This window comes from Streptomyces sp. NPDC048337 (genome assembly GCF_043201175.1).
GTDB lineage: Bacteria > Actinomycetota > Actinomycetes > Streptomycetales > Streptomycetaceae > Streptomyces.
This window is the reverse complement of the sequence record NZ_JBICYR010000012.1, coordinates 203,581-227,852: the sequence shown is the minus strand read 5'-3', so window position 1 is coordinate 227,852 and position 24,272 is coordinate 203,581. Positions and strand designations below refer to the sequence as shown.

Sequence of the window (24,272 nt, the reverse complement as noted above, 5' to 3'; positions counted from 1 at the left end):
CGCTTCGCGGGCTTAGCCCCCTCCGGGGGCTGGACCCTCCGCTTCGCTCCGGGTCTCACAGCGCTGCGCGCTGTGCTAAGGAACCGCCTTGCTTCGCTCGGCGGGGCTCGGCTTCGCCGAGCCAGGGTCGGCCCTTCGGGCCGGGGTCCTACGCTGCGCTCCTGACGGTTCGGGTTCCGCTGTGCTCCACCCGAAGGGGCCCGCTCCGCGGGCCCAAGTCTTCCCTGCTCCGTGCCGAAGATGACCCCGTTTCACGGGGTCCGGGGCTTCGGCCCGTTGGGGTGTCCGCTTCGCTCCCACCCCAGGTCTTCCCAGATCCCAGGCGCTGGGCGCCTGGGAAGGGAACCCCCTCGACGCTCGTCCATGGCCGGCTTATGACCGGGGGTGCTCCGCTTCGCTTGGGAGCAATGGAACCGCTTTGCTTCGCTCAGCAAAGGGGGCTTACTTCACAGGCCCAAAAACCCTGTGCGCTTAGAAGAGACAGGCCTCGCTGTGCTCGGCCAGGTCCTTTCGGGACCCGACTCCTTTGCTTCGCTCCAGAGAAGTGAAATGCCTCGCTTTGCTCGGTGAGGCTTGGCTTGGCTAAGCCTAAGCCGGGTCTTCGGGCCGAGGCTTGCGTTTCGCTCAAGTCAAGGGCCCGGGTCCTTAACTTCGTTCGTGGTAGCCGTCTTAGGGGTTTAGACCTTCCGTTTTTATCAGGGGTACAGCGCTGAGTGTTGTGCAAATGAACGGCTTCGCTTTGTTCAGAGGGAGGGTGCTTCGTGTCCTCAGAGTTGGCCCCTCGGACCGTTGTCCGGAGCTGAGCTCTGCAAGGTTGGGGGTTCGACTTCGCTCCACCCGGAACGACCTGCTCTGCAGACCAGGATGACTCCATTCCATGGGGTCGGGCCTATGGCTCGTTTGGCCGGGTTAGCTCCGCTGCCTTGCCTGGGACCTTTAGGCTCGGCTTCCAGGGCCAGGACCCGTTACACGAGTCCTCTTGCCAGGAGGGGATGACGCGGGTTCGAATCCGGTTTGTTCCCCGCAGTGCGTATTCCACAACCTCAGGTCCCGGCTAGAGGAGTGCACACGACAGGCCAACAGCCGAGATGAACCTGGGGAGTGTGGAGGGCTGACCGCAGGCCTCGTAGTTCTGACCAGGAACAAACCCGACCAGGCTCACGGACATCAAAGCGCGGAACAACCACTGCAAACAAAACACAGAGCAACACAGAGAGAGCGGTGTGAGACCTCAGAGCCGGCCCTTCGGGCCGGAGCCCAGAGCTGGGCTCCGAAGAGTTCCCGAGGTTCCGGTTTGTTGCACCCCGAGCAACCTGGTCCGTGAACCATAGTGACCCTGTTTCACTCAGGTTCGCCCGCATCCTTCCGGTTTCGTCTTCAGGATCAGCCTACCCTCAGTGAGTTTTCAGGGGAGTGGCTCGGGGAGGAAGACGGGGTTGAGGTGGGGATTAACGGCGTTAACGGTGTTGAAGGGGGAGTGATTCAAAGTGGGTTTTGGATAGACATGGGAAATCAGTCAGATTCCGTGGGGTTGTTGGCTTGGTGGTGGGGAGGGTTGCGTTGTTGGAGGGGGCTGTTGGGGGGACTGGGGGCGGGTTGGAGGCGGGGTTTCGTGCGCGCAGCGCGGTAGGGGACGGCCTATAGAAGGTACGGAGATGCGTTGTAGCAGGTCAGGGGGGGTGCGGGGGGAAAGTTATGTCCCCTCAGGAGGGACATAACTGGGGGGATGTGTCGCTGGTAGGGGGACAGAGCGACTGCAAAATGTCAGTGGTGCTGACAGTATTTGGGCTTAAACGTCGGCTGGGCTGACGTTTTTTGGGGGATGTGTCGGCGAACTGCTGGAGGGCGGGGTGGGGTTGGGGGAGGGGGTGGCGGAGAGGCGGTGGGGAGGGGGTGGCTGAGATGTGTCCCTCCTGGGGGGACACAAGACACGCCGAACGTCAACGAGCGTGACACTTGTGTCACCCTTGTTGACATACTCTCCCTGCAGATCAACGAAGTGGAGAGCAGCCTCGTGTCATCAGAGCCTCAACGGCGTCGGCGGAGTCCGGCGGGTGCGCCGCGTCCTGATCTCCCCGTTGATGATGCGATCTCGGCGTGGAGTCAGCCGCTGGCTCCGGTCAAGGACCTGGACAGCCTGGCGAGGCGGTACCCGAGCCGGAAGCTGACGCTGGACGGCGAGCGGAAGCCGCTGGAGTTCTACGGGACGCAGAATCAGCCGAATGCGTTCTCGATGGACAGCCTGGAGTTCTTCCTGGTTATCGCCCAGTACTTCAGGGAAGCCTTGCCCCTGAGGCTGATCCTGCTGCTCATCGCGTGTCAGCGAGCGGGGGGGCGGATTCCTCTTACCCAGGAGGAGATGGCTACCATCCTGGACGTCAGTCGGACAAAGACGTCGGAGGCGCTGCACACCGTCATGTCTCATGGGATCGTCTTCAAGGTGCGGCGGGGCGTGTACCAGTTCAACCCGCCCTACAGTTACCGGGTGGCTGAGTTCATCCCTGGTACGGAGATGACGGGTGAGTTCGTGAAGGTGGAGCAGCACAGCACCATCTCGCAGATTCGCAGCGACACGAGCCTGCCGGACCTGGTCCGGTTCCCGTCGCTGGACCACATGCGCCAGGCCATCGAGGAACTGCGGGCCGAACGGGCCAAAGAGCGCGCTGCGCGTCGGCTGAGCCGGGCGAAGCGCACGGAAGAAGGGACAGCTCAGTGAGCACCTTGCGATTCGCTGCGGTCAACGCCGACGGGCTTCTCTCCGACCTTGACCTTCCGCCTGCGGCCTACCGTGTGCTGCTGAAGCTGCGTTCGCTGAGCGAGCCGGGTGGGCGGATCCTCATCGACCAGGCCACCGTGGGTGGGCTGCTGGAGCTCAGCCGGCCCAGTGTCAATGCCGCGCTGCGGAGCTTGGAGCTCGCGAAGCTGGTGCGGAAGGTGCGTAATGGGGTGTACCAGATCAACCCCATGCTGGCCGGGTACAACTCGTTCGAGGATGCTGTCGCCGCTGTGAACGACATGGCGGCCGATGAGCGGCTCGACGCGCGGGGGTATGTCGCCAGTTACCACCAGGCGGTGGCGGCGTATCAGGACCAGCTGGCCGAGCAGCGGAAGAAGCGGGCCGCGCAGGCTGCGGCGAAGAAGGCTGCCGAGTCGAAGCGGCGGAGGACCTTGCACGCCGTGGGGTGAGTGAGCCCCGAGCGGTTCGGCCTGGCTGGTTCGGCCTGGCTGGTGGGTTCCGCCCAGTTGGTTTGGACTGGTTGGGTTTGGCCGCTGGTTGGCTTGTGGGGGGAGTTTGGGTCCCGGGGTATCCCCCGGGACCCTTTTGGGGTTTGAGGGGCTGTGAGGGGCCTTGGGGGGCCTTGTGGGGGCGCTGTGGTGTTGGGGTCCGCTGTTAGAAGGCGAAGTCGACGTAGTCGATGTCCGTGAACTCGACCAGGAGGCTCGTGGCGCGGGCGCCGTTGTCCTTGAAGTAGATCTCCTGGAGGGCTTCGGCGGCGATCTGCTGGAGTTGGGCCTCGGTGGCGCCGGCCTCCTGGGCGGCGAAGAGGCGGGCCGCGTACTCCGGGGGGAGGTGTTGGGTGATGCGGCGCATGCGGCCGTCGTCGGTGGTGCCGGGGGCCGCGGTGAAGCCGAAGCGGGCGCGGGTCTCGATGACCAGGCCGGTGGTCTTGGCGGCCTGGTCGCGGGCGCGCTTGCGGACCAGGGGTTGCCAGCGGCGGCGTACCTCGGTTTCCAGGCGGGCGGCCAGTTCGGGCTTGGGCTGTTTGATTTGGTTTTTGATGTAGCGCTCGACCGTGCGTTGGGAGATGGCGAGGGTTGCTGCTACCGCCTTGGTTGATTTGAGTTGCTTTACGAGGAAGCGCATCTGGGCGCCTGCCGACTTCGGGATGGGGCGGGTGAAGTGCTGTTCGTCGGCCCGGGTGAGGCTGTCGGAGATGTCTGACATGGGTGATTACTCTCCGTGTGCCGCTGCGTCGTGGCCCTTGATGTGGCGGGCGGGGTTGAGGCCTTCGTCGAGCATCTGGACGGCCCAGAGGAGGGGTTGGGTGCCCTCGTGCTTGACCATGCCGGGGTTGACGCCCAGGCGGAAGCCGCCGGGGAGGGGTTTTCCGTCGGGGGTGTGCGGGAGGAAGTCGAGGGGGCTGGGGCCGTCGGAGAGGTAGACCGCGCAGTCGGAGAGGACTGCGATGGGGTGGAGGTCGGCTGTTCTTGCGAGTTTGAGCATTTTGCGGTGCATGTTGACTCGGGCCGTGGAGATGACGGCCGCGCGGATGTCGGGGCGCCAGGTGGGGCGTTCGAGGGCGGGCCAGGGTTCGCCGGGGCGGTAGGCGGCGCCCTGGGGGCGTTCGCGGAGCTTGCCGATGCCGCCCTTGACGGTTGATTTGATCGCCGAGAGGACGGATGCGGAGATTTGGGTTCGGGTGCCGGTTGCGGCTTCGGGGTCTTGTTTGTGCGTTGACATGGCCTTCAGGAACTCGGGTTCCGTGAGGGACGGGGTGACGCCGAGGTCCGCCATCGTGGCCATGTAGGCGTCGCGGAGGCGGGTGTACCAGGCGTCGAGGTACGGGCCGTTGTCCGGGCGGATCCAGGCTTCGGTGGGGCGGACGTCGTGGCCGAGCTCCTGGGCGTAGGCGAGGGTCGGGGTCGCGTACCAGGCGGGGCCGGTGGGGGGCTTGCCGTGGGGGGTGAAGGGGTTGGGGAGGCGGGGGTCGAGCTCGACGTCGAGGGAGGAGAGGTCCGCCAGCCAGCAGCCGGGGAGCTTGGGGTCGAAGCGGGGGCTGGTGGTGTGGGTCGCGGGGCCCAGGCCGACGACGAGGCGGTTCGCGGCGGCGGCGAAGGCCATGTTCACGTCGATGCCGACGGCGTGGGTGCGGGCGCACTCGGCGTCGGTGAGGAGCTGGGGGTCGCGGATCCAGTCGTAGGCCTCCTCGTCGAGGACCTGGTCCGGGGTGCGCTGGTGGGAGCGGGGGTAGAGGGAGGCGACGACGGGGTGTTCGTCGGGGGCCTCCGGGGGGGCGGGGTCGACGGGGCGGGTGAGGGAGCCGGGGACGGGGGCCGATACCCAGGTGTTGGTCGCCTCGTCGCGGGCGGCGCGGGTGGGGGGACGGAGGGCCGTCATGAGTTCGAGGCCGGTGACTGCCGTGGAGCCGCGGGGGGTGAGGACGCGGGCGGCGTAGGTGGTGAGGAGCTCGGCGAGTTCGGGGGCGGGGAGGGTGGCGGTGTCCTCGCCCCAGGCGCGGGGGTCGAGGGCGCCCCAGGGGAGGATCGCGAGCTGGACGCACTGCCGGCCGGTGGTGGGGGTGGCGGGGCGGTAGATGCGGGGCCAGGGGCCGAAGCCGCGGCGGGTGAGCTGCCATTTGTTTTTGGCGAGCTGCTTGAGGGTGGGGTGGTTGTCGGGGAGGCGGAGGGCGCGGCGGTCTTCGAGGGTGAGGGGGAGGCCGAGGCTTTCCACGGCGGGGGCGGTGAGGACGAGGAGGGGGTCGCCGTCCTTGCCGTTGCGGTGGAGGCGGGGGGAGCGGAGGTTCGCCTCGGTGAGGGCCCAGGTGAGGAGGGCGGGGAGGCCGCCGGTGGTGGGGTGGTCGAGGATGAGGCCGGCGGTGGTGTGGGCTTGGCCGGTGCCGGTTAGGACGGCTAGGGGGCCGTTGCCTTGCAGGGGGGTGTGGGGTCCGGTCTGGGGGGTGCGGGGTCCGGCCTGGGAAGTGCCGGTTCCGGCCTGGGGGGTGCCGGTTCCTTCCAGGGGGGTGCCGGTTCCCTCCAGGGGGGTGCGGGGTCCGGCCTGGGAGGTGTGGGGCTCGGTCTGGGGGGTGCCGGTTCCTTCCAGGGGGGTGCGGGGCCCTGCCTGGAAGGTGTGGGGCTCGGTCTGGGGGGTGCCGGTTCCCTCCAGGGGGGTGCGGGGCCCTGCCTGGGAGGTGTGGGGCTCGGTCTGGGGGGTGCGGGGCCCTGCCTGGGGGGTGTGGGGCCCGGTCTGGGGGGTGCCGGTTTCTGCCTGGGGGGTGGCGGGTCCTGGCTGGGGGGTGGTGGGGGTGGTCGTGGGCTGGGGAGGGGGGGGAGTTGTGGCGGGCGCCGGGTGTTGGCGGGGGGCGGTGGTGTGGGTGGGGGGCTGCGGAGTGGCCGTACCCGTGTCTGCCTGACGCTGGGGCTTCGCTCCGGGCTCGGGGGGGTTGACGGCACTGTCCGTGCGCGTGCCTTCCGGGAGCTGGGGGTTTGGCTCGGGCTCCGGGGTGTTGGCGCGGGGTGCGGTCGGGGCGGCAATGGCGTTGAGGGTGGTGGCCGCTGTGGCTGCCGCCAGCGGGGGAGTGGCGTTAACGCCGTTAACGGGGGCGACGGGGTGGGCCGTGTGTGCCTCGGCCGTCGGGTGGGGGGTGGGTTGCCTGGGCGTGCCTTCCCCGTGCTGGGGTTCCGTCTTGGGCTGCGGGGCGTGGGCCTCGGGCGCTGTGGCAGGGATCGGGGCGGCGTTAACGGCGTTAACGCCGTTAACGGGGTGGAGGGCTGTGAGGCCTTCCAGGAGGCGGGCGTAGGCGGCGCGCTTGGGGGGGCGGGGGGAGGTACGGCCGGTTTCCCAGGAGGTGACCGTTTCGCGGCGTACGGCGAGGGCCTTGGCGATCTGGTCCTGGCTCAGGCCGGCGGCCTCGCGGAGGCGTTTGCGCTCGTCCGGGTGCGGGAGCGGGTCCTGGGCGGCTTCTTCCAGCAGGGCGTCGACCGCTGCGAAGAGGCTCTCCTGTTCCTGCTCGTGGGTGTTTCCGGTGTTGCTGGTGTTCGGCATTGGTACCTCCGTGCCGAGCTTATGTGAAACGCACCCTGGAACGCACCTGAAACACACGTGGGGGCGTTAACGGCGTTAATGCCGTCAGCGCCCCCGGCGTGGGTGTGCCTCAGATGCGCAGCATGAGGAGTTCCGTGACGGCCTTGAGGTCGTCCGGGGTGAGGTGGGCCGTGAGGGCGTCCGCGATCGTTTCCGGGGAGATCGTGGAGATGGTGATGCGGGGGGTGGGGCGTTCTTGCTCCCGGTCGCGGTCCCGGTCCCGGTTCCGGTCCCCGTCCTGTGGTTGGGGTGGGGTGGGGTGGGTGCGTTGGCGGGGGGGATTTACCGCGTTGATGGTCTCCTCCGCTGCCGCCTGCTGGGCCTCCTGGGGGAGGCGGCCGATGCGGCGGGCCGGTTCCACCTTGAGTTCGCCCGATTCCACCTTGTCCTGGAGAGTGGGGGTCAGGTTGAGGAGGGTCAGGCGCTGGGAGACCCACGCCGGTGTCTTGCCGAGGCGCTTGGCGACCTGGGCCTGGGAGCCGTGTACGTCGACGAGTTCCTGGAGGGCGCGGGCCTGGTCCATGGGGGCCACGTCGACCCGGTGGATGTTGGCGATCAGGGCCGATTCGAGGATGTCGGAGGAGGAGGCTGCCAGGGCGTCGTTGACGTGGATCTGGATCGTTTTGAGGCCTGCCAGGTGGGCTGCTGCCAGGCGGCGGTTGCCGTCGATGACGACGTACGGGGCGCGGCCCAGGCCGTCGGTCGCGCCCGGGTGGGCCTCCATGAAGGCCATGCGGGTGGCGACCGCCAGGGGTTGGAGCTGGCCCCTGGCGGTGAGGGAGGCCGCCAGTTCGTCGAGTTCCGTGAGGTCTTCGCGGAGGTTGAAGGGGTTGTGGGCGAGGGCCTCGATGGGGACCTCGGACGGGGGGATCACCCCGGAGGTGGGAGCGCCCGTAGCCTCGGCGATGGCCGCGCGGCGGGAGCTGACGCCGGCGGGCTGGGCGCGGGCGAAGGATGCCGAGACGCCGAGCTTGTCGGCCTTGCTGCTCATGAGATCTCCCGGGCGAGGGCGCGCAGGGCGACCGCTTGGTCGCCCTTGGGGGCGTAGACGAAGAGGGGCTGCTTCACGCGGACCGCTTCGCGCTGTTCCTTCAGGTCGGGGACGACGGCGACGACGCGCGGATCCTTTATGTCCATCCAGGCCTGGAGGGAGGAGGTCGCGATGTAGCCGCGGCGGCCGTCGTAGAGGTTGACCACGAGGCCCAGGTAGTCGATGTCCAGGCTGAGGTCGTCGCGGAGATCGTTGATCTGGGAGGTGAGGAGGTCGTAGGCGTCGGCCGACGAGTCCTCCGCCTGTACGACGATCAGCGCGCCGGAGGCGCCGGGCTGTTCGGTGTCGCGGCGGCGGCCGTAGTAGATGGCCGCGTCCATGCTCAGGCCGAGGCTCGGGGGGCAGTCGACGAGGATGACGTCGTAGTCGGACTCGACGGGGGCCAGGGCGCGTTCGAGGGCGGCCTCGCGGGCGCGGACGGTGGAGAGGCGGACGTCGAGGAGGAAGGCGTCCGTGCATGCGGGGAGGAGGTGGAGGCGGTCTCCGAACCGGTCGTGCTCGATGGGCGCGATGAGGTCCTTGAGGGGGCCCTTGGCCTCGCCGGCCATGTGGCAGGTGAGGCTGTCGCCGCCGATGGGGAGCGGCTGCTGGCCGAGCTGCTTGGTGAGGTGGCCCTGGGGGTCGAAGTCGATGAGGAGCACGCGCATGCCCAGGCCCGGGAGGTCCTCCAGGTCCAGGGGGGTGGTGGCCGCGGGGTCCGGCTGGTCGTCCTCGGTGGTGAGGCGGGCCAGTTGGCGGGCGATGCGGACCGGGTGGAGGGTCGCGGGGTCCTCGGCGAGGGCCTCGGCCGTGCCCGCGGTGATGGCGGTCTTGCCGACGCCGCCCTTCTGGTTGCACACGATGATGCGGCGGACCACGGAGGGCCGTACGACGGAGGGGGCCGGGTTGAGCTCCAGCCAGAGCACTACGGACTGGGCGAGCCCCTGGATGAGGGAGACGCCGCGGTGGCGGGAGTCCGTACGGAAGGACTCCCACTGGCCCGCGGGGAGCCAGGTGGAGAAGGATTCGGCGCCGGAGGTGTCGACGGGGGAGGGGGCCGAGGCGAGGGCGCTCCACTGGGCGATGCCCTGGTGGACGGCGTCCTGGATGTCCACCCGCAGTTGGGCGGTGCGGATTTTCAACTCCTGGCGCAGCCACGGGGGGAGCTTGGAGACGACCTTCTCTCGGTCGCTCTGAGACGAGGGCGAAGTCATGAGAGGGACTTTACTAACGTTCTTGGGTGTTCGTGGGCGCCACGCTTGAGTTTTGCTAACGAAGTGGGTGGTGCTGCTTCTGGGTGTGCCGCTCAGTGTGTCGCCGGGTGTGCTTCCGGGTGGTTTTGCCGGGTACGCCACAGGGCGGCCTCGCACACGCCGTAGCGAGCACCCCCGTGGTTCGCCACGGCGTGTGCGAGGCCGCCCTGTCGCTTTGGAAGCGTCGTCAGCCGGCGGTCGGGACCGGCAGGCCGAGCTCCGCCCGGCACTCGGGCGAGCCCGTCGGGTCGAAGTGGGGGATGCGGGGTGCCGGCACGATCCCGGGGAGGAGGAAGTTCCAGAGGTCGGTGATCCGGGTGTGCAGGTCCTCGCGGTCCGTGCGGACGTGGGAGGTGACCTGGATGCCGGTGAACGAGCCGACGAGGAAGGTCGAGAGGGCGTGCACGTCGAGGGAGGGGAGTACGTCGCCGTGTTCCTGGGCCGGAGTCAGACAGCCGTGGGCGGTGTCGATCCAGGTGTTGTACGGGGTCGGGTCCGGGTTGGTGAAGGAGCCGAACTCGATGACCAGGCGGATGCTGGCGCGGACGCGGACGTTGGTGCGTAGGCCGTACGCCATCTGGTGGGAGAGGTCGATGACCGTCTGGAGGCCCGGGTTCTCGATGGCGGGGACGTCCGCGGAGATCTGGAACTGCTCGTCCATCAGGGTGCGGGCGAGGGCTTCCTTGGAGGGGAAGTGGAAGTACAGGGCGCCCTTGGTGACTCCGGCGTGGCGGACGACGTCGCTGAGGCTGGTGCCCTCGAAGCCGGCGTGGTCGAAGGCGGTGGCCGCGCCGTCCAGGATGGCCTGGCGGGTGATCTCCGCACGTTCCTGCCTGACCCTTGCCACGTGCGTGTCTCCTGGGGTGTTGGGCTGCGGGTGTCGCTGCCGCTGACTGGGGATTTGGCTCTGTGTTTTGTGCCGGGGTCAATCTAGGCAGGTCGGGGGGAAGAAAACCAGTCGCCCAGTACTTTTTGGGGTGAGGGTGGGGAGGGGGCGTTGGCGTTAACGGCGTTAACGCCGTTAACGGTGGGCTGCTGGTCGTTGGCGTTGCGCTCCTCGTCATGCGGGTGACGGCTTCGGCGTCAGTGGACTGGCTTCTTCCGTGTAGGTGGGGAGGGGGAGTGCGGTGGCGTCTTTCCCTGCCTTCAGCATCCAGTTGAGGATGCGGCGCCGGCTGAGAAGGCCGTTGCGCAGGCGCAGGCCGAGCTTGGTGCCGGGTGCGAGGAAGGGGCCCGTACGGTCGCCGCCCTTCTGGCAGTCCTGGGCGTAGGGGCGGAGGAGGGACTCGTAGCGGGCGAAGGCGGCCTGGTGGTCGTCGGGCGAGCGGGAGAGTTCGCCGGCCAGGACGTACGCCGAGACGATCCCGGTGCCCGTGCCCATGCCGCCGATGGTCGCGCCGCAGGCGGCGTCGCCGACGAGGGCGATCCGGCCGGCGGACCAGGTGGGGACGTCGGCTCGGCTGATGGAGTCGAAGTAGAGGTCGTCGGCTTCGGGCAGGGAGCTGAGGAGGTGGCCGACCTTCCAGGGGAGGCCTGCGAAGGCCTGCTTGAGGATCGCCTTCTGGGCTTCGAGGTCGTGGCGGTCGTACGTGAGCTCGGGGGAGGCGAAGACGAGGAAGGCGGCGGCACGGGTGGGGTCGGTGCGGGAGGTGCTGACGCTGGCCAGGCGGCCGGGGGCGTTGTAGGCGGTGGAGCCGGTGGGGTGGGTTGGGATGGGTCCGCTGGGTGCGCTGGGTGGGGTGGTGGTGGGGCGGAGGGTCGGGTGGTTGGGGAGGGTCCAGGTGGCGGCGTAGTGGCCCAGGTGGGTGACGTGGTCCGACTCCGGGCCGAAGGCGAGGCGGCGGACGTTGGAGTGGAGGCCGTCGGCGCCGATGACGAGGTCGAAGGTGCGGGGCGGGGCGTGGCGGAAGGTGACGTCCACGCCGGTGGCGGTCTCGGTGAGGGAGGTGATCGAGTCTCCGAAGAGGTACTCGGTGGTGGGGAGGGAGGACTCGTAGAGGACGCGGGAGAGGTCGCCGCGCGGGACTTCGATGTCGCCGCCGGCGAACTCGGCGGGGAGGTGGAGCAGCGGGTTGTCTTCGGCGTCGACGAAGGTCATGGGGCTGCCGCCGGTCTGGATGCGGCGGAGCTCGTCGAGGATGCCCATGCGGTCGAGGACGGTGAGGTGGGTTTCGCCGCGGAAGTCGACGGCCTGGCCGCCGGGGCGGAGGGCGGGGGCGAGTTCGACGACGGTGGGGCGGAAGCCGTGGCGGCCCAGCCAGTGGGCGAGGGCGGGGCCGGCGATGCTGGCGCCGGAGATCAGGATTGTTTGGGGCGGGTGGTTGTGCGGGTGGCTCTGCGGGTGGTGCTGGTTCTGCTGGTTCTGGCGCATGGGGGTTCCCTCGGATAACTGTGTCCGGTGGATACTAAAGCGATACTGTGCACGGTAGACGCAGTTTTTGGGCGAGCGCAAGGGGATCGAGCCGATGGCGGATGAGCAGTGGGATGCGGGGGCCGGGGCGGCGGCGGTGCGGTTGTTGTGGGGGCCGCCGCCGGGACCGCCGGCGCGGGGGCCGAAGCGGGGGCTGACGCTGGAGGGGATCGCGCTGGCGGGGGTCGGGATCGCCGATGCGGAGGGCTTGGGCGCGGTGTCGATGCAGCGGGTGGCCGGGGAGTTGGCGGTCACGAAGATGGCGCTGTACCGGTACGTGCCGGGGAAGGCGGAGTTGGTGGCGCTGATGGTGGAGGCGGCGTTGCCGGTGCCGGGGCCTGCGGCGCTGGGTGGGTGGCGGGAGCGGATCGAGGTGTGGGCGCGGGAGTTGTATGCGGGGTTTCGGCGGCACCCGTGGTTGTTGGAGGCGACGGTCGGGGTGCGGGTGATGGGGCCGCGGGAGCTGGGGTGGATGGAGCGGGCGCTCGCGGCGCTGGAGGGGTGCCGGTTGAGCGGGGCCGAGGCGATGGATGCGGTGGTGCTCGTGGCCGGGCATGTACGGGGGATTGCGGAGCAGGAGCGGGCGGCGGGTGGGGCTGCGGGGGCGGGGCCGGATGCGCAGCTTGCGGCGATGCTGGGTGAGGTGATGCGGGTGCACGGGGAGCGGTTCCCTGCGCTCGGGGCGGCGTTGGCCTCGGTGGCGGAGCACGGGGGGCAGGACCAGGCCTTGGAGTTCGGGCTGGAGCGGATCTTGGACGGGCTCGGTCTGCTGGTGGCCCGGCGGACGGGTGGGTGAGGCGCTCGGCGTTAACGGCGTTAACGGCGTTAACGGCGTTAACGCGGTGAAGGGGGCGGGCGGGCCGAGGGGTGGGGGCGGGCGGCACGTTAACGGCGTTAACGCCGTTAATGGTGGGCGCGTCTCCGTGGGTGGCGTTAACGGCGTTAAGGCGTGGGCTCGGGGTGGGGGCCCGTTGACTGCGTTGAGGTGGGCCCAGCGGAGCCGCGGGGGGAGGGCGAGTTGGCGGCGTTGAGGGTCGACGGTGGTGGGCCGGGCGGGCTGGGCATTAACGGCGTTAACGGTGGCCGCCTGCGGAGTGGGGGTGCTAACGGCGTTGATGGTGAGCTGGCGAAGCCTTGGGGTGCCAGGGGGCACCTGGATGATGGCGCTGAGTAGGTGGCGGGTGTGGGCGGTGGGGCGTTAACGGTGTTAACGGCGTTAACGGTGGGCTGGCAGAGCTTTTGGGGTGTCGGGGGCGCCGGGTTGGAGTTGTGCCGACGGTGGTGGGCCGGGCCGTGCCGTGCGTTAACGGCGTTAACGGTGGTCTGGCGGTGCCTTGGGGTGCCAGGGGCTCCTGGACGACGGCGCTGAGTAGACGGCGGGCGTGGGCGCCGGGCGGTGGGGGCGTTAACGGTGGGCTCGGCGGAGTCAGGGTGCTGGGCACGCTGTCGGCGTTGAAAGGGCGACGGATGGTCGGCCGGGTGGTGGGTAGGGTTAACGGCGTTAACGGTGGGCTGGCAGCGCCTCGGGGTGCCGGGATGGAGTTGTGGGCCGACGGTGGTGGGCCGGGCGGGGTGGGGCGTTAACGGCGTTAACGCCGTTAACGGGAGGCCGGGTGGCACGGCCAGGTCGTCAGCCTCATAGCCGACGGCAACCGGTGGCGAGACCTGCTGAGCGCGGAGCTCACGCCCGGCGAGGTGTTCGGCGACGCGGCGGATCACCCGCACTTCGTCTTCGAGGAGATGGACGTCCCCGGTGGTGCTCAGGTGGGCGTGACCGAGGATGGTCTGCACGTCGCGAGCAGCGTCAGATCCTTGTCCCGGCTGATGCGCAGGGCGGCGACGTGTCGGAGATCGTGCATCGTGTGGTTGGTGCCGAGGGCAGCGTTGATTCGGCGGAACACTGCACGCATGGCCTCGTAGTTCATCGGCTGAAGCCGCAGTGCATCTCCATGGTCACGGCGTCGAAGCGTCCACCACAAACACGTCAACGAGCATGCCAGTCAAGCGGTCTCAACTATCGCCCTGTCATGGACGCCTCAGACATGGGCATTCAATGCGGTGGTGTCGTGAGTGTGCGGCAGCGTTGAGGGGCGACTGGAGGTCTGATCCGGATTGCCCGCACCCCAGCTCCAGTAGCCGGGCCTTGGCCTCGTCCAGGTCCTCGACCGCGAAGTCGGCATCCGGTTTCGGGTGGGGTCGATGCCCCTCGCGGCGGCGTTAACGGCGTTAACGCCGTTAACGGGTGGTCCAGCCGCCGTCCACCGAGAGGGTCGTGCCCAGGACGAAGGAGGCGCGGTCGCTGCACAGCCAGGCCGCCGACTCGGCGATTTCGGTGGGGTCGGCGATGCGGGGGAGGGGGGCCGACTGGAGGAGGATCTCCTCCACCTCCGGGTTCTCCTTGATCCAGGCGTCGATCATCTCGCTGCGTGTGGCGCCGGGGGCGATGGCGTTCACGCGGATGCCCTGGGCGGCGTACTCGCAGGCGGCGGCCTTGGTGAGGCCGAGGACCGCGTGCTTCGACGCGATGTAGGTCGCCGTCACCGGGGTGGCGACCAGGCCGGCGGTGCTGCTGTTGTTCACGATCGAGCCGCCGCCGGTGGTGAGCATGGCGCGGATCTCGTGGCGCATGCAGTTCCAGACGCCGCGGACGTTCGTGTCCATGACGGTGTCGTACGCGTCCTCGTCCAGCAGGTGCATGGGCTTGGGGGTCGCGCCGACGCCCGCGTTGTTGAAGGCGGCGTCGAGGCGGCCGTAGGCGGCGACGGCCGCGTCGACCGCGCGGGCCACGTCCTCGGTGCGGGAGACGTCGGCGACCACGTACTGGGCCTGGTGGCCGGCGGCGCGCAGTTCCTCGGTGAGTTCGGCGAGTTGGGGTTCGCGGCGGGCCACGAGGGTCACCGAGGCGCCCTCACGGCAGAACACGCGGGCGGCGGCCGCCCCGATGCCGGCGCTCGCGCCCGTTATGAGGGCTGATTTGCCCGCCAGCAGAGCATTTTTGTTCGATCCCAGCGTCACTGCGTGAACGTAACACGGTGGAATGGGGCTTGTGATGAACAGTGACGTGCAAAGTGTGCTGGTGACCGGGGGTGCGGGCTTCGTGGGGTCGCTCGTGGTCGAGAGGCTCGTGGAGGAAGGGGTGCCGGTGCGGGCGTTGGTCCATCGGGCCGATGTGCCGCCGGGGGTCGAGGGCGTACGGGGAGACCTGGCGCGGGGCGAGTCGTTACGAGGGCTGTGCGAGGGCGTCGGAACGGTGCTGCATCTGGCCTCGCGGATCGGGGGGACACCGCAGGAGTGCCGGGCCGTGAACGTGGAGGGGACGCGGGCGCTGCTGGCGGAGGCGGAGCGGGCCGGGGTGCGGCGGATCGTGCAGTTGGGGACGGCGGCCGTGTACCGGGACGGGGCGCACCGGGGTGCGGCGGAGGGGGAACTTCCCGAGGAGCCCGGGTCGGTGACCAGTGTGACGCGGCTCGACGGGGAGCGGCTGGTACTGGCGGCCGGGGGGACGGTGCTGCGGCCCCATCTGGTGTACGGGCGGGGCGACCGGTGGGTGGTGCCGTCGCTGGTGCAGTTGCTCGCGCGGCTGCCGCACTGGGTGGACGGCGGGCGGGCCCGGATGTCCATGGTGTCGGTGGATGCGCTGGCCGGGGCGCTGGCGGAGCTGGCCGTACGGGGGGAGGGTGCGGGTGGTGTGCTGCACGCCGGACATCCCGAGCCGGTGACCGCGCGGGAGCTGGTGGAGACGGTCGTACGGGAGCTCGGGCTGCCGCTGCCGGAGGGGGACGTGGACGTGCCCGGGGCGCTGGAGTTGCTGGGGGGCCCGGGTGAGCCGGATCCGGTGCTGCGGCGACGGGTCTCGCTGCTCGCGGTGGACCACTGGTACGACAGCGGGCGGTTGTGGGGACGGCTGGAGGCCTCCCCCGGGCCGCGGTTCTCGGAGGGGTTCGGGCAGTACGCCGAGTGGTATCGGGGTGAGCTGCGGGTGTGAGACCGCCGGCGGGGGTCAGGAGGCGCCGGTCACCGTGGAGTGGAAGACGGTGCGGCCCTCCTGGTGGCCGGTGACCACGACGCGGCCGGGGGCGACGAGGGCTGCGTCGACCCAGCAGGGGGCGTCCAGTTCGGCGTAGTGGTGGAACTCGGTGGCGATGCCCGAGGGGGTGAAGCCGCCGGGGACGTGGAGTGCGCAGGCGGCCTGGCGGGCGGCCTCGACGAGGACCATGCCGGGGTGGTGGTCGTTGGCGTGCTCGAAGAGGATCGGGTGGTCGAGGTCGGGGCTCAGCTGCCAGCGGTCGGGCCGGTCGGTGGGGGCGAGGACCACGTCGAAGGGCAGCATCCGGCCGACGGAGGCGGCGGCCATCGGCGTACGGCGGGCCAGCGGTCGGGTTAATCCCAGGAGGCCGCGGTCGCCGCGCAGTCGGCGGTAGGTGGCGGGGGCGACGCAGCTGAAGCGGGCGGTGCCGGAGCCGGCGACCTCGCCGTTGCGGCGGATGTCCACCTCGAGGAAGCCGGAGAAACGGTTCCCCTTCCAGCCGAAGTCCGTGCACACGGCGGTGATGTCGAGGTCGCTCGGGCCGCGGCCTATGCGCAGCCGCTCGGGCCGGGACGTGAAGTCGAGGCTCCAGAGCAGGACGTTGTGGCCGAGGGGGACCCCGTAGACGGCGTGGCAGAGGTAGAGCCCCACCTGGCGGATGGTCTCGCCGGCCTGCACCGGGTCGTGGCTGGTGCCGTCGGCGCTGGTGAAGAAGGTGTGGGCGCGGGGCCACTGCCCGGCGAGGGCGAAGGCGTCCGCGCCGATGCGGTCGCAGCCGGTCAGGAAGACCTCGGCGAGAGAGCTGCGGTGGACGTACTCCCTGGGCACCGTCGTGGTCAGTCCGCGGGCGTCGTTGCAGCGCATCCATGGTTCCCCCGCCCCCGCCACCGCCCCCGGCAGGGGGAGGACAGGCGCGTCGTTGCGGATTGTCAGCGTGGTCATGGACTTCTCCCGCGGTGCCGTTTGACGGATAGGACGGGGTGGTACGCGACGCAAGATACGTACTCTCCGGTTTTGTTTGCAAGGTGCCACGAGGGGGCGGGTGTTGCTCGCGCACCGGTCTCAACAGGTGGGAAACGACGATTACGTGCCGTCGGCATGACGCCTACCAGCGGATATCCGGGTGGGGGGTGCCGGCCGGGGCGCGGTCGGTCCCGTCCCAAGTGAGAGCCGGTCTTCCGGTCATATGCGCCGGTCCGACAGGGTGTCGGCACCCGCCGTTCAGCCAAGGGGATTCAAGCCAACCCCGGGCGGTCGGCGTGGGATCGACCACGTCCCCGAAACCATTGGCAGGCGGGGCCGGTCGTGCCAGACTCGGGGCCGCCGTCGGTGAGTTAAGAACCGGATGGGCGGTTTTGAAATGCAGGGCGTGGACACTCCGCTGCGCCCTGTCGCCGACACGCAACCGCCCAACCTGGAGAGCTTTGAGATGAACCGTCAGTGCCCGATAGCCATCGACGTCTCCGGTGCGGACGTGCACGCCGAGGCAGCCCTCATCCGTGAACAGGCGCCGGCGACGCAGGTGCTGCTGCCCGGCGGTGTGACCGCCTGGGCCGTCAACCGGCACGCCGACATACGCAGGCTGCTCGTGGACCCGCGGGTGTCGAAGGACGCCTACCGCCACTGGCCCGCGTGGATCAACGGGGAGGTCGGCGCCGAGTGGCCGCTGGCCATCTGGGTCTCCGTGCAGAACATGATCACCGCTTACGGAGCCGAGCACACGCGGCTGCGCAAGCCGGTCGCCAACGCCTTCACCTCGCGGCGGGTCGCCGGCATGCGGCCGAGGATCGAGGAGGTGGTGGACGGGCTGCTCGACCGGCTGGCCGCGCTGCCGCCGGGGCAGGTGGTGGATCTGCGGACGGAGTTCGCGCACGAGCTGCCGACGCGGATCGTCTTCGACCTGTTCGGGATCCCGGAGCGCTCGTGGGCGCCCCTGCACAAGATCATCAAGGGGTTCTTCGACACGACGATCACGGCCGAGGACGCGCAGCAGAACGCGCTCGACCTGGACGTCACCATGGCCGACCTGGTCGCCTACCGGCGGGCGCACCCCGGCGACGACATGACCAGCGCGCTGATCGCGGCCCGGGACGCCGAGGTGCGGGCGGGCGAGGACGAGGAGCGGGCCCGGCTCGGGGAGAAGGAGCTGGTCGACAACCTGATCCTGCTCTTCACCGCCGGATACGAGACCTCCGTCAACCTCATCTGCACGGCCCTGTACGAACTGCTCCGCAACCCCGACCAGTTGGCGCTCGTACGGGAGGGGCTCGCCTCCTGGGAGGACGTGGTCGAGGAGGCGCTGCGGATCGAGTCGCCGGCCTCGTACGGGCTCATGCGGTTCGCGGTGGAGGACATCGACATGGGCGAGGGGGTGGTGATCCCGCAGGGCGAGCCGATCATCGTGTCCTTCGGGTCGGCCGGACGGGACCCGGCCGTGCACGGGGCGGACGCGGAGCGGTTCGACGTCACCCGGGAGACGCGCGGGCAGCATCTGTCCTTCGGCTTCGGGACCCACTACTGCCTGGGGGCGAGCCTGGCGCGGCTGGAGTGCGGGATCGCGGTGCGGCGGTACTTCGAGAGGTTCCCGGAGACGGCCGTGGCGGCTCCGGAATCGGGGGAGCTGCCGCGGGTGGAGTCGTTCATCTCCAACGGGCTGCGGGAGTTGCCGGTGGTGCTGGGGGCGGAGGCAAAAGCGACCGAGTGATAGTGACTGATTGATCACGGGAGGGTTGCCTCTGGACTGCTTGAAAAAAATCGGACCTTCTGGTTGGTTTTAGTGGGGTGGTGGGATCCTGCATGTGGATCCCATCGGAACGACCCACGGACAACGGAGGCACCCGTGGCACGGCAGGAGCGTGCGGTACGTACGCGTCGCGCGATCTTGGAAGCGGCGGCGGCGGTCTTCGACGAGCGCGGCTACGACGCGGCCACCATCGCGGACATCCTCTCCCGGGCGGGCGTCACCAAGGGCGCGCTCTACTTCCACTTCTCCTCCAAGCAGGAGCTGGCCCAGGGCGTGCTCGACGAGCAGTTCGCCGAGGGCGGGGTGCCCCACCGGGAGAGCAAGCTGCAGGAACTCGTCGACGTCGCCATGGTCCTGGCGTACCGGATGAAACGGGAGCCCATGCTCAGCGCGGGTGCCCGGCTCTCTTTGGGGCCGGGCATGCGCGAGATCTTCGGCGGGGGCTCGGTGCCGGGGTGGATCGAGTTCACGCGGACCCTGCTGGCGCAGGCGAAGGAGCAGGGCGAACTGCTGCCGCACGTGGATCCCGCCGAGACGGCCTGGATCCTCTCCGCCTGCTGGACGGGCGCGCAGATCTACTCGCAGACCCTGAGCGACCGCGAGGACATCGAGGAGCGGGTGGCCGGCGTCTACCAGCACATCTGCCCGAGCATCGCGACGCCGGCGATGCTCGGCAGGCTGGACATGGCCCCCGACCGGGGGGAGCGGGTGACCGCCGAGATGGAGGCCGGGCCGGGTCCGGGGACGGTGCAGGAACCCGAGCCGGCGTTGTCCTGAGGCAGCAGGCAGCAGGCAGCAGGCAGCAGGCAGCAGGCAGCAGGCTGAGGCGCCTTCGCCGCGGCGGGAGCCGGGCGGACGGGGCGGTCCGCTCCAGCGGGACTCGAGTCGGGCTCCGGTGGGGGCGCGGACTGTGACTCGTCAAGATCTTGTACCCCCCAAGTACCCCCCATGTACCCCCTTGGGCAAACCGCGATGGCGGTTTGTGGAGACTCCATGGCAAAGCAGGAGCGTGCCGCTCGCACGCGGGAAGCTCTGGTTCGTGCGGCCGCGGAGGTGTTCGCCGAGCAGGGGTTCGTCACCGCGTCGATCGCGGTGATCAGCCGCAGGGCCGGGGTGAGCGCCGGGGGTCTGCACTTCCACTTCGGCAGCAAGACCGCGCTGGCGCAGGCCGTTGAGGACCAGGCGGCGCGGGCGCTGCGGGGGGTCACGGTCGGTGGGGTGGGGGCCTCTGCGGGTGGGAGCGCCCTGCAGGTGCTCGTCGACTCCACGCACGCGCTGATGGGCCTGCTCGCGGACGACGTGGTGGTGCGGGCCGGCTTCGGGCTGTGCGCGGACGCCTCCTGGAGCGGCGGGGTCGACCTGCGCCGGCAGTGGCGCCTGTGGGTCGAGGAGGTCATGGCGGAGGCGGCGCGCGAAGGGTCGCTCGCCGAGGGGCTCTCCCCGCGGGACGCGGCGCGTGGGGTGGTGGCCGCGACGGTCGGGCTGGAGGTCCTGGGCGCGCACGAGCCGGAGTGGGTCGCGCCGCACACGCTCACCCGGTTCTGGACGCTGATGCTGCCGCGGCTCGCGGCGGTCGGGGTGCTGGGCGGGTTGATGCCGGAGGGGTCGGCGGGGTCCGTTTAGGGCTTTGTGGCGTTGCCTGGTGACTGAAGATCAGACTGGTTGGTCTGGTTGTGGTGGGGTGGGGTGTGCTCCTGTGACCCTTGTTGAGGGGCGGTTGAGGTCCCCTGGGGTGGTTCCGTAGGCCTGATTGCCGCATGAAAGCCCTGGTCAGAGTGGGTTCTTGAGTGACGGTGGGGTATGGCTGGTTTCCAAAACAGCGCGACCGGTTTGATATTGACAAACCGTCGGTCCTGTTTTCTACTGGCCATGCGACTCATCCAAGGACAGGGGAGTACGGCGTGAACATCGATGTACTGGGCCCGTTGGCGGTGCGGGAGAACGGAATCTCCATCACGCCGACCGCCCCCAAGCCCCGGCAGGTCCTGGCGCTCCTGGCCCTCCATGCCGATCAGGTGGTGCCCGTATCGGCACTGATCGAGGAGCTGTGGGCGGGGGAGCCGCCGCGCAGTGCGCGTACGACGCTTCAGACCTACGTGCTGCAGTTACGTGCGCTGATAGCCACCGCGTTGGAGCGGGGTGCGGGCGCCGGTGACGGCGAGGGTGAGCAGGTGGTGCGGACCGCCAAGGACATCCTGGTCACGCTGCCCGGCGGCTATCTGCTCAACAGCGGCGGCGGAACCCTCGACGTGCGGGAGTTCGACCGGCTCGCGGGGACCGGCTACCGCGCGATGGACGCCGGGGACTTCCCCGGTGCGGCGCGGCTGCTGCGGGAGGCGCTGGCGCTGTGGTCCGGGCCGGCCTTCGCCGACGTACAGGGCGGGGTCCAGCTGGACATGGAGACCCGGCGGCTGGAGGAGACGCGGCTGTGCGCTCTGGACCAGCGGATCGAGGCGGATCTGCGGCTGGGGCGGCACCGGGAGCTGCTGGCCGAGCTGACGGTGCTGGTGACGCGGTACCGGACGCACGAGAACCTGCACGGGCAGTTCATGCTCGCCCTGCACCGGTCGGGGCGGCGGGGTGAGGCGCTGGACGTGTACCAGCGGCTGCGCGGGACGCTGGTGCGTGAGCTGGGGCTGGAGCCGTCCGTGGCGCTGCGGCGCTTGCAGCGGTCGATTCTGATGGCGGGGCCGGAGAGTCTGGCCGAGGCCAATGTGGAGCCGGGGGGCGAGAGGCTCGTACGGGTCTGAGGGCTGGGGGCTGGGGCTGGGGCTGGTTCCGGGAGCCGGTTCTGGAGTCCGGTTTTGAGGCCCGGTTCCGGGGTCCGTGCTGGGGTCCGGTTCCGGGTTGTGAGGGCTCGGGACCGGGGGCTGGTTCGGGCTTTGTCGGCGGCGAGAGGGGACGGCTCGGTGCAGGAGAGGTCGGAGCGGACACGGAGGCGGCTGGTCTGCGCCGGGGCCGAGATGTTCCACCGGAACGGCTACGCCAACGCGACGCTGGGCGAGATCGCGGCCGCGGCCGGGGTGACGAAGGGGGCGCTGTACTTCCACTTCGCCTCCAAGGACGAGCTCGCGGAGGCCGTGCAGCAGCGGGGGTGCGCGCTGTTGTACGAGCAGGTGCGGGCGTTGCGTGAGTCCGGGGTCTCGCCGTTGCAGGCACTGATCGACATCACGCACTGGCTTGCGCGCTCGCTGCACGAGGAGCCGGCGATTCCGGCGAGCTTCCGGATCACCAAGGAGTGGGGTGGGGCGGGGCCGCGGGGTCCTGTCGGGGCGCGGGTCCCTGGCGGGGTGCGGGCCCCTGGCGGGGCGCGGCCGGTGGTCGTGGACTTCCACGGGGCGTGGATCTCCGCGGTGTGCTCGCTGCTGCGGCTGGCGCGGGATGCGGGGGAACTGCCGGTGGAGGGCCGCCGGTGGGAGAGCGCGGAGGCGTTGGTCGCGGCTGCGGCGTGCGGGATCGAGGTCATGTCGGGGACCGGGATGTCGTACGGGGAGTTACGGGGGAAGGTGGGGGCGCTGTGGGCGCTCCTGCTGCCGAGTCTCTTGGCCGACGGGCGGGAGCGGGCGTATCGGACCGAGGCGGAGTTCCTCGCGGAGCCGGTGCGGATCGGGTTTTGAAACCTCCCCTCCCTGAAGGGAGGGGATTCCTAGCTCACTTTGCCTGTCACCTAGCAGGTGGCAGGGCTTACAAGATCAGCACTAGCCGGGTTGAGACCAGCCCGGACGAGCATCACGCGGGCGGAGTTCTTGTCCCTGGGGGACACAAATCCGCACGCGGTGCACGCATACGTTCGTTCGGAAAGAGGTAGTGCGTGCTTGGCTCTCGCTCCGCACTGTGCGCAGTCCATCGTGGTGTGCGCGGGGTGGACCAGATGCACGGTGCGTCCGTGCTTGCGGGCCATCTCGACCAGCGCCGCCTTGACGGCGCCGATCGCGGCGTCGGCGGCCTTGCGGGCCATGGTGGTCTTCGCGAGGAACTTCGGCCGGAAGTCCTCCACGGCGATCGCGTCGAAGTCGCGGACGACGGTTTTGGCCCACTTGCGGCCGGTGTCGGTCCGCTTCCGGGCGATCTTCTTCGACACCTTGGCCGCCGCTTTGCGGGCCTTGCGGTAGCCGGCGGTGTCGGGCCGGTTCTTCGGCGTACGGCGCCGGGCCATCATCCGCTGATACCGGGCCAGCCTCTGCGCAGCTGTCTTGCCGTGCTGGGCGTGGGGCAGGTCGTGGGCGTCGGAGGTGGTGGTGGCGGTCTCCTTCACACCCCAGTCCACACCGATCACGCGGCCGGTCTCCGGCAGCGGAGCGGCGGCCGCGGCCACGACGAACGACGCGTACCAGTGCCCGAGACTGTCGCGGTACACCCGCACCGACGACGGCGCGGACGGAAGGTCAAGGGACCACACCACCGTCAGGACGATCCCGCCCGCCAGGTGCAGGCGGCTGTCCTTGAGGCGGAAGCCGCGGGTGGTGTAGTTCAGCGTCAAGGTCGCCTCGCGCTTGCGCTTGATGCGGGGCAGCCCTGCCCGCTGCCGCATCGGCAGCTTCGCCTTGATGTCCTTGACCGCCTTCGCCCGGGACTTCGCGAAGTCCCGGATGACCTGCTGCTGTGGAACCGAGCTGCCTTCCCTAAGCCACGTCATCGTCTGCCGGGCCCCGGTGAGCATCTTGTCGAGCTGCGCAGGCCCGCACGTCGTCTTCTCGCCGGTCGCCTGGTTGAGGGCGTGGACCTTGCGGGACATCGCGACGCACTCGTTCCACACCCACCTGCATCGCGCCCACTCGGCTTCCATCAGCGAAAGGGCGCCGGACGACACGCGCAGCCGGAAGGTATACCGGGCATGCCCGGCCCCTGTCTCGGCTTTCGGTGTCGTCGTCATGATTCGGAACCTAACAGCCCCTACTGACAACGGAAGAGAGTCCAGGTCAGAGCAGATGTGCAGAGAACTCCGCCGCTTCGCGGCTCCGGTCCAAGGCCCATTCCTCCCCGGCCTGAAGGCCGGGGCCTCCTGGGAGAAATCAGGTGAGGGGCTGTTCTTGGGCTCTGCCCCGGAACCCCGTGCCTCAAGTGCCTGCGGGGCTGGGTGGGGTGGGGTTGGAGAGGGGCTTGAGAGGGGCTTGAGGAATCGGGGGGTCGGGGTGGGGTGGGGTTAGCGTGCCCCCGTACTCGACGACTTGGGGGGGAGGACACCGTGAGGATTCAGGTTCTGGGTCCGTTGAGTGCCGAGGTCAACGGGGGGTCCATTGTGCCGACCGCCCGGAAGCCCAGGCAGATTCTGGCGCTCCTCGCCCTGTACCCGGGGCGGGTGATGCCGGTACCCACCCTCATGGAGGAGATCTGGGGGACCGCGCTGCCGCAGAGCGCCCTGACGACGCTGCAGACCTACATCCTGCAGTTGCGGCGGAGGCTTGGGACCGCCATGGGGCCCGGTGGGCCGGGTGGCGTGAAGGACGTGCTCGTCACGCGGCACGGTGGGTACTTGCTGCAGATACCGCCCGAGTCGGTGGACGTGCACGAGTACGAGAGTCTCGTCGCCCGGGGGCAGAGCGACTTCGAGCAGGGCGATGACGAGAGCGCGGCGGCCCTGCTCCGGGCGGCGCTCGCGTTGTGGCAGGGGCCCGCGCTGGTCGACGTACGGGCGGGGCCGATTCTTGAGATCGAAGTGATGAGGCTCGAAGAGAGTCGGCTCGTTGCTGTTGAGCGGCGGATCGATGTCGATCTGAGGCTGGGGCGGCATACCGAGTTGTTGGCCGAGCTGACCGAACTGATCGCGCGGCATCCGCAGCACGAGGGGCTGCACTCGCAGGCGATGGTCGCGCTGTACCGGTCCGGGCGGCAGGCGACGGCCCTCGATGTGTACCGCAGGCTGCGCGGGCGGCTCATCGAGGACCTGGGTGTGGAGCCCTCGCCGCAGTTGCAGCGGCTGCACCAGGCGATGCTGGCGGTGGACCCGGCGCTCGACGTGCAGGCCGGGCCCAAGAGAGGGTCCACCTTTGATCTGTACGCCGTCTGA

General features: G+C 69.7%; 20 protein-coding genes. 10 read left to right on the top strand and 10 right to left on the bottom strand.

What is annotated here, in order from left to right; translation table 11 throughout:
* Positions 1 to 1,999 precede the first annotated feature (1,999 nt).
* Both ACGFYU_RS21280 and ACGFYU_RS21275 read left to right on the top strand, forming a co-directional pair.
* Positions 2,000 to 2,716 (top strand): hypothetical protein, encoded by a 717-nt coding sequence (locus tag ACGFYU_RS21280; protein WP_382643604.1) that lies wholly within the window; start codon positions 2,000 to 2,002, stop codon positions 2,714 to 2,716.
* Complete coding sequence (locus ACGFYU_RS21275; RefSeq protein WP_215016079.1) at positions 2,713 to 3,186, top strand: MarR family transcriptional regulator; 474 nt, start codon at positions 2,713 to 2,715, stop codon at positions 3,184 to 3,186. The genes ACGFYU_RS21280 and ACGFYU_RS21275 overlap by 4 nt, the downstream gene beginning before the upstream one ends.
* A 205-nt stretch (positions 3,187 to 3,391) precedes the next feature.
* Here ACGFYU_RS21275 and tpg read toward each other — a convergent pair whose 3' ends face one another.
* From tpg to ACGFYU_RS21245, 6 genes are all read right to left on the bottom strand, one after another.
* Positions 3,392 to 3,946: a telomere-protecting terminal protein Tpg gene (tpg, locus tag ACGFYU_RS21270; RefSeq protein ID WP_393828852.1), complete on the bottom strand. Its 555-nt coding sequence runs from the start codon at positions 3,944 to 3,946 to the stop codon at positions 3,392 to 3,394.
* Between the two features lie 6 nt (positions 3,947 to 3,952).
* A complete protein-coding gene (gene tap / locus ACGFYU_RS21265) occupies positions 3,953 to 6,763 on the bottom strand; it encodes a telomere-associated protein Tap (RefSeq protein ID WP_393828851.1) in 2,811 nt (936 codons plus the stop codon).
* A gap of 109 nt (positions 6,764 to 6,872) precedes the next feature.
* Entirely contained in the window at positions 6,873 to 7,793 is a 921-nt protein-coding gene (locus ACGFYU_RS21260; protein WP_393828850.1) for a ParB/RepB/Spo0J family partition protein, read from the bottom strand.
* Complete coding sequence (locus tag ACGFYU_RS21255; protein ID WP_393828849.1) at positions 7,790 to 9,046, bottom strand: ParA family protein; 1,257 nt, start codon at positions 9,044 to 9,046, stop codon at positions 7,790 to 7,792. The genes ACGFYU_RS21260 and ACGFYU_RS21255 overlap by 4 nt, the downstream gene beginning before the upstream one ends.
* Before the next feature lie 226 nt (positions 9,047 to 9,272).
* Positions 9,273 to 9,932 (bottom strand): ScbR family autoregulator-binding transcription factor, encoded by a 660-nt coding sequence (locus tag ACGFYU_RS21250; RefSeq protein WP_393828848.1) that lies wholly within the window; start codon positions 9,930 to 9,932, stop codon positions 9,273 to 9,275.
* A gap of 213 nt (positions 9,933 to 10,145) precedes the next feature.
* Positions 10,146 to 11,456, bottom strand: a complete 1,311-nt coding sequence (locus tag ACGFYU_RS21245; RefSeq protein ID WP_393828847.1) for an FAD-dependent monooxygenase — start codon at positions 11,454 to 11,456, stop codon at positions 10,146 to 10,148.
* A 67-nt stretch (positions 11,457 to 11,523) separates the two neighbouring features.
* On the opposite strand from ACGFYU_RS21245, the gene ACGFYU_RS21240 reads away from it, so the two are divergent.
* Positions 11,524 to 12,291: a TetR/AcrR family transcriptional regulator gene (locus ACGFYU_RS21240; RefSeq protein WP_393828846.1), complete on the top strand. Its 768-nt coding sequence runs from the start codon at positions 11,524 to 11,526 to the stop codon at positions 12,289 to 12,291.
* A 964-nt stretch (positions 12,292 to 13,255) separates the two neighbouring features.
* On the opposite strand, the gene ACGFYU_RS21235 is transcribed toward ACGFYU_RS21240, so the two are convergent.
* Positions 13,256 to 13,420, bottom strand: coding sequence for a hypothetical protein (locus ACGFYU_RS21235; protein ID WP_393828845.1), 165 nt, complete (start codon positions 13,418 to 13,420; stop codon positions 13,256 to 13,258).
* Between the two features lie 310 nt (positions 13,421 to 13,730).
* Entirely contained in the window at positions 13,731 to 14,510 is a 780-nt protein-coding gene (locus ACGFYU_RS21230) for a glucose 1-dehydrogenase (RefSeq protein ID WP_393828844.1), read from the bottom strand.
* Positions 14,511 to 14,544: 34 nt separating this feature from the next.
* Here ACGFYU_RS21230 and ACGFYU_RS21225 point away from each other — a divergent pair, with 34 nt between their 5' ends.
* Positions 14,545 to 15,480, top strand: coding sequence for an NAD-dependent epimerase/dehydratase family protein (locus ACGFYU_RS21225; protein ID WP_393828843.1), 936 nt, complete (start codon positions 14,545 to 14,547; stop codon positions 15,478 to 15,480).
* Between the two features lie 15 nt (positions 15,481 to 15,495).
* On the opposite strand, the gene ACGFYU_RS21220 is transcribed toward ACGFYU_RS21225, so the two are convergent.
* Entirely contained in the window at positions 15,496 to 16,464 is a 969-nt protein-coding gene (locus ACGFYU_RS21220; RefSeq protein WP_393828842.1) for a ScbA/BarX family gamma-butyrolactone biosynthesis protein, read from the bottom strand.
* A 487-nt stretch (positions 16,465 to 16,951) separates the two neighbouring features.
* Here ACGFYU_RS21220 and ACGFYU_RS21215 point away from each other — a divergent pair, with 487 nt between their 5' ends.
* The 5 genes from ACGFYU_RS21215 to ACGFYU_RS21195 all read left to right on the top strand — a co-directional run bounded on the left by ACGFYU_RS21215 (position 16,952) and on the right by ACGFYU_RS21195 (position 21,882).
* On the top strand, positions 16,952 to 18,226 hold the full coding sequence (locus tag ACGFYU_RS21215; protein WP_393828841.1) for a cytochrome P450: 1,275 nt from the start codon (positions 16,952 to 16,954) through the stop codon (positions 18,224 to 18,226).
* 135 nt (positions 18,227 to 18,361) lie between these two features.
* A complete protein-coding gene (locus tag ACGFYU_RS21210) occupies positions 18,362 to 19,042 on the top strand; it encodes a ScbR family autoregulator-binding transcription factor (RefSeq protein WP_393828840.1) in 681 nt (226 codons plus the stop codon).
* A 216-nt stretch (positions 19,043 to 19,258) separates the two neighbouring features.
* Positions 19,259 to 19,888, top strand: a complete 630-nt coding sequence (locus ACGFYU_RS21205; protein ID WP_393828839.1) for a ScbR family autoregulator-binding transcription factor — start codon at positions 19,259 to 19,261, stop codon at positions 19,886 to 19,888.
* Between the two features lie 278 nt (positions 19,889 to 20,166).
* Positions 20,167 to 21,015 (top strand): BTAD domain-containing putative transcriptional regulator, encoded by an 849-nt coding sequence (locus ACGFYU_RS21200; protein ID WP_393828838.1) that lies wholly within the window; start codon positions 20,167 to 20,169, stop codon positions 21,013 to 21,015.
* Between the two features lie 159 nt (positions 21,016 to 21,174).
* The gene (locus tag ACGFYU_RS21195; RefSeq protein ID WP_393828837.1) at positions 21,175 to 21,882 is read left to right on the top strand and encodes a ScbR family autoregulator-binding transcription factor; all 708 of its coding nucleotides are present in this window, start codon (positions 21,175 to 21,177) and stop codon (positions 21,880 to 21,882) included.
* Between the two features lie 50 nt (positions 21,883 to 21,932).
* Here the strand turns inward: ACGFYU_RS21195 and ACGFYU_RS21190 are convergent, their stop codons facing one another.
* Positions 21,933 to 23,138, bottom strand: coding sequence for an RNA-guided endonuclease InsQ/TnpB family protein (locus ACGFYU_RS21190; RefSeq protein ID WP_393828836.1), 1,206 nt, complete (start codon positions 23,136 to 23,138; stop codon positions 21,933 to 21,935).
* A gap of 312 nt (positions 23,139 to 23,450) precedes the next feature.
* Here ACGFYU_RS21190 and ACGFYU_RS21185 point away from each other — a divergent pair, with 312 nt between their 5' ends.
* Positions 23,451 to 24,272, top strand: a complete 822-nt coding sequence (locus ACGFYU_RS21185; RefSeq protein ID WP_393828835.1) for a BTAD domain-containing putative transcriptional regulator — start codon at positions 23,451 to 23,453, stop codon at positions 24,270 to 24,272.

Coding starts and splice junctions, on each gene's coding strand:
- ACGFYU_RS21225 (WP_393828843.1), top strand. CDS start 14,545: ATGAACAGTGACGTGCAAAGTGTGCTGGTGACCGGGGGTGCGGGCTTC.
- ACGFYU_RS21255 (WP_393828849.1), bottom strand. CDS start 9,046: ATGACTTCGCCCTCGTCTCAGAGCGACCGAGAGAAGGTCGTCTCCAAG.
- ACGFYU_RS21220 (WP_393828842.1), bottom strand. CDS start 16,464: ATGACCACGCTGACAATCCGCAACGACGCGCCTGTCCTCCCCCTGCCG.
- ACGFYU_RS21260 (WP_393828850.1), bottom strand. CDS start 7,793: ATGAGCAGCAAGGCCGACAAGCTCGGCGTCTCGGCATCCTTCGCCCGC.
- tap (WP_393828851.1), bottom strand. CDS start 6,763: ATGCCGAACACCAGCAACACCGGAAACACCCACGAGCAGGAACAGGAG.
- ACGFYU_RS21245 (WP_393828847.1), bottom strand. CDS start 11,456: ATGCGCCAGAACCAGCAGAACCAGCACCACCCGCAGAGCCACCCGCAC.
- ACGFYU_RS21235 (WP_393828845.1), bottom strand. CDS start 13,420: ATGAACTACGAGGCCATGCGTGCAGTGTTCCGCCGAATCAACGCTGCC.
- ACGFYU_RS21215 (WP_393828841.1), top strand. CDS start 16,952: ATGAACCGTCAGTGCCCGATAGCCATCGACGTCTCCGGTGCGGACGTG.
- tpg (WP_393828852.1), bottom strand. CDS start 3,946: ATGTCAGACATCTCCGACAGCCTCACCCGGGCCGACGAACAGCACTTC.
- ACGFYU_RS21205 (WP_393828839.1), top strand. CDS start 19,259: ATGGCAAAGCAGGAGCGTGCCGCTCGCACGCGGGAAGCTCTGGTTCGT.
- ACGFYU_RS21190 (WP_393828836.1), bottom strand. CDS start 23,138: ATGACGACGACACCGAAAGCCGAGACAGGGGCCGGGCATGCCCGGTAT.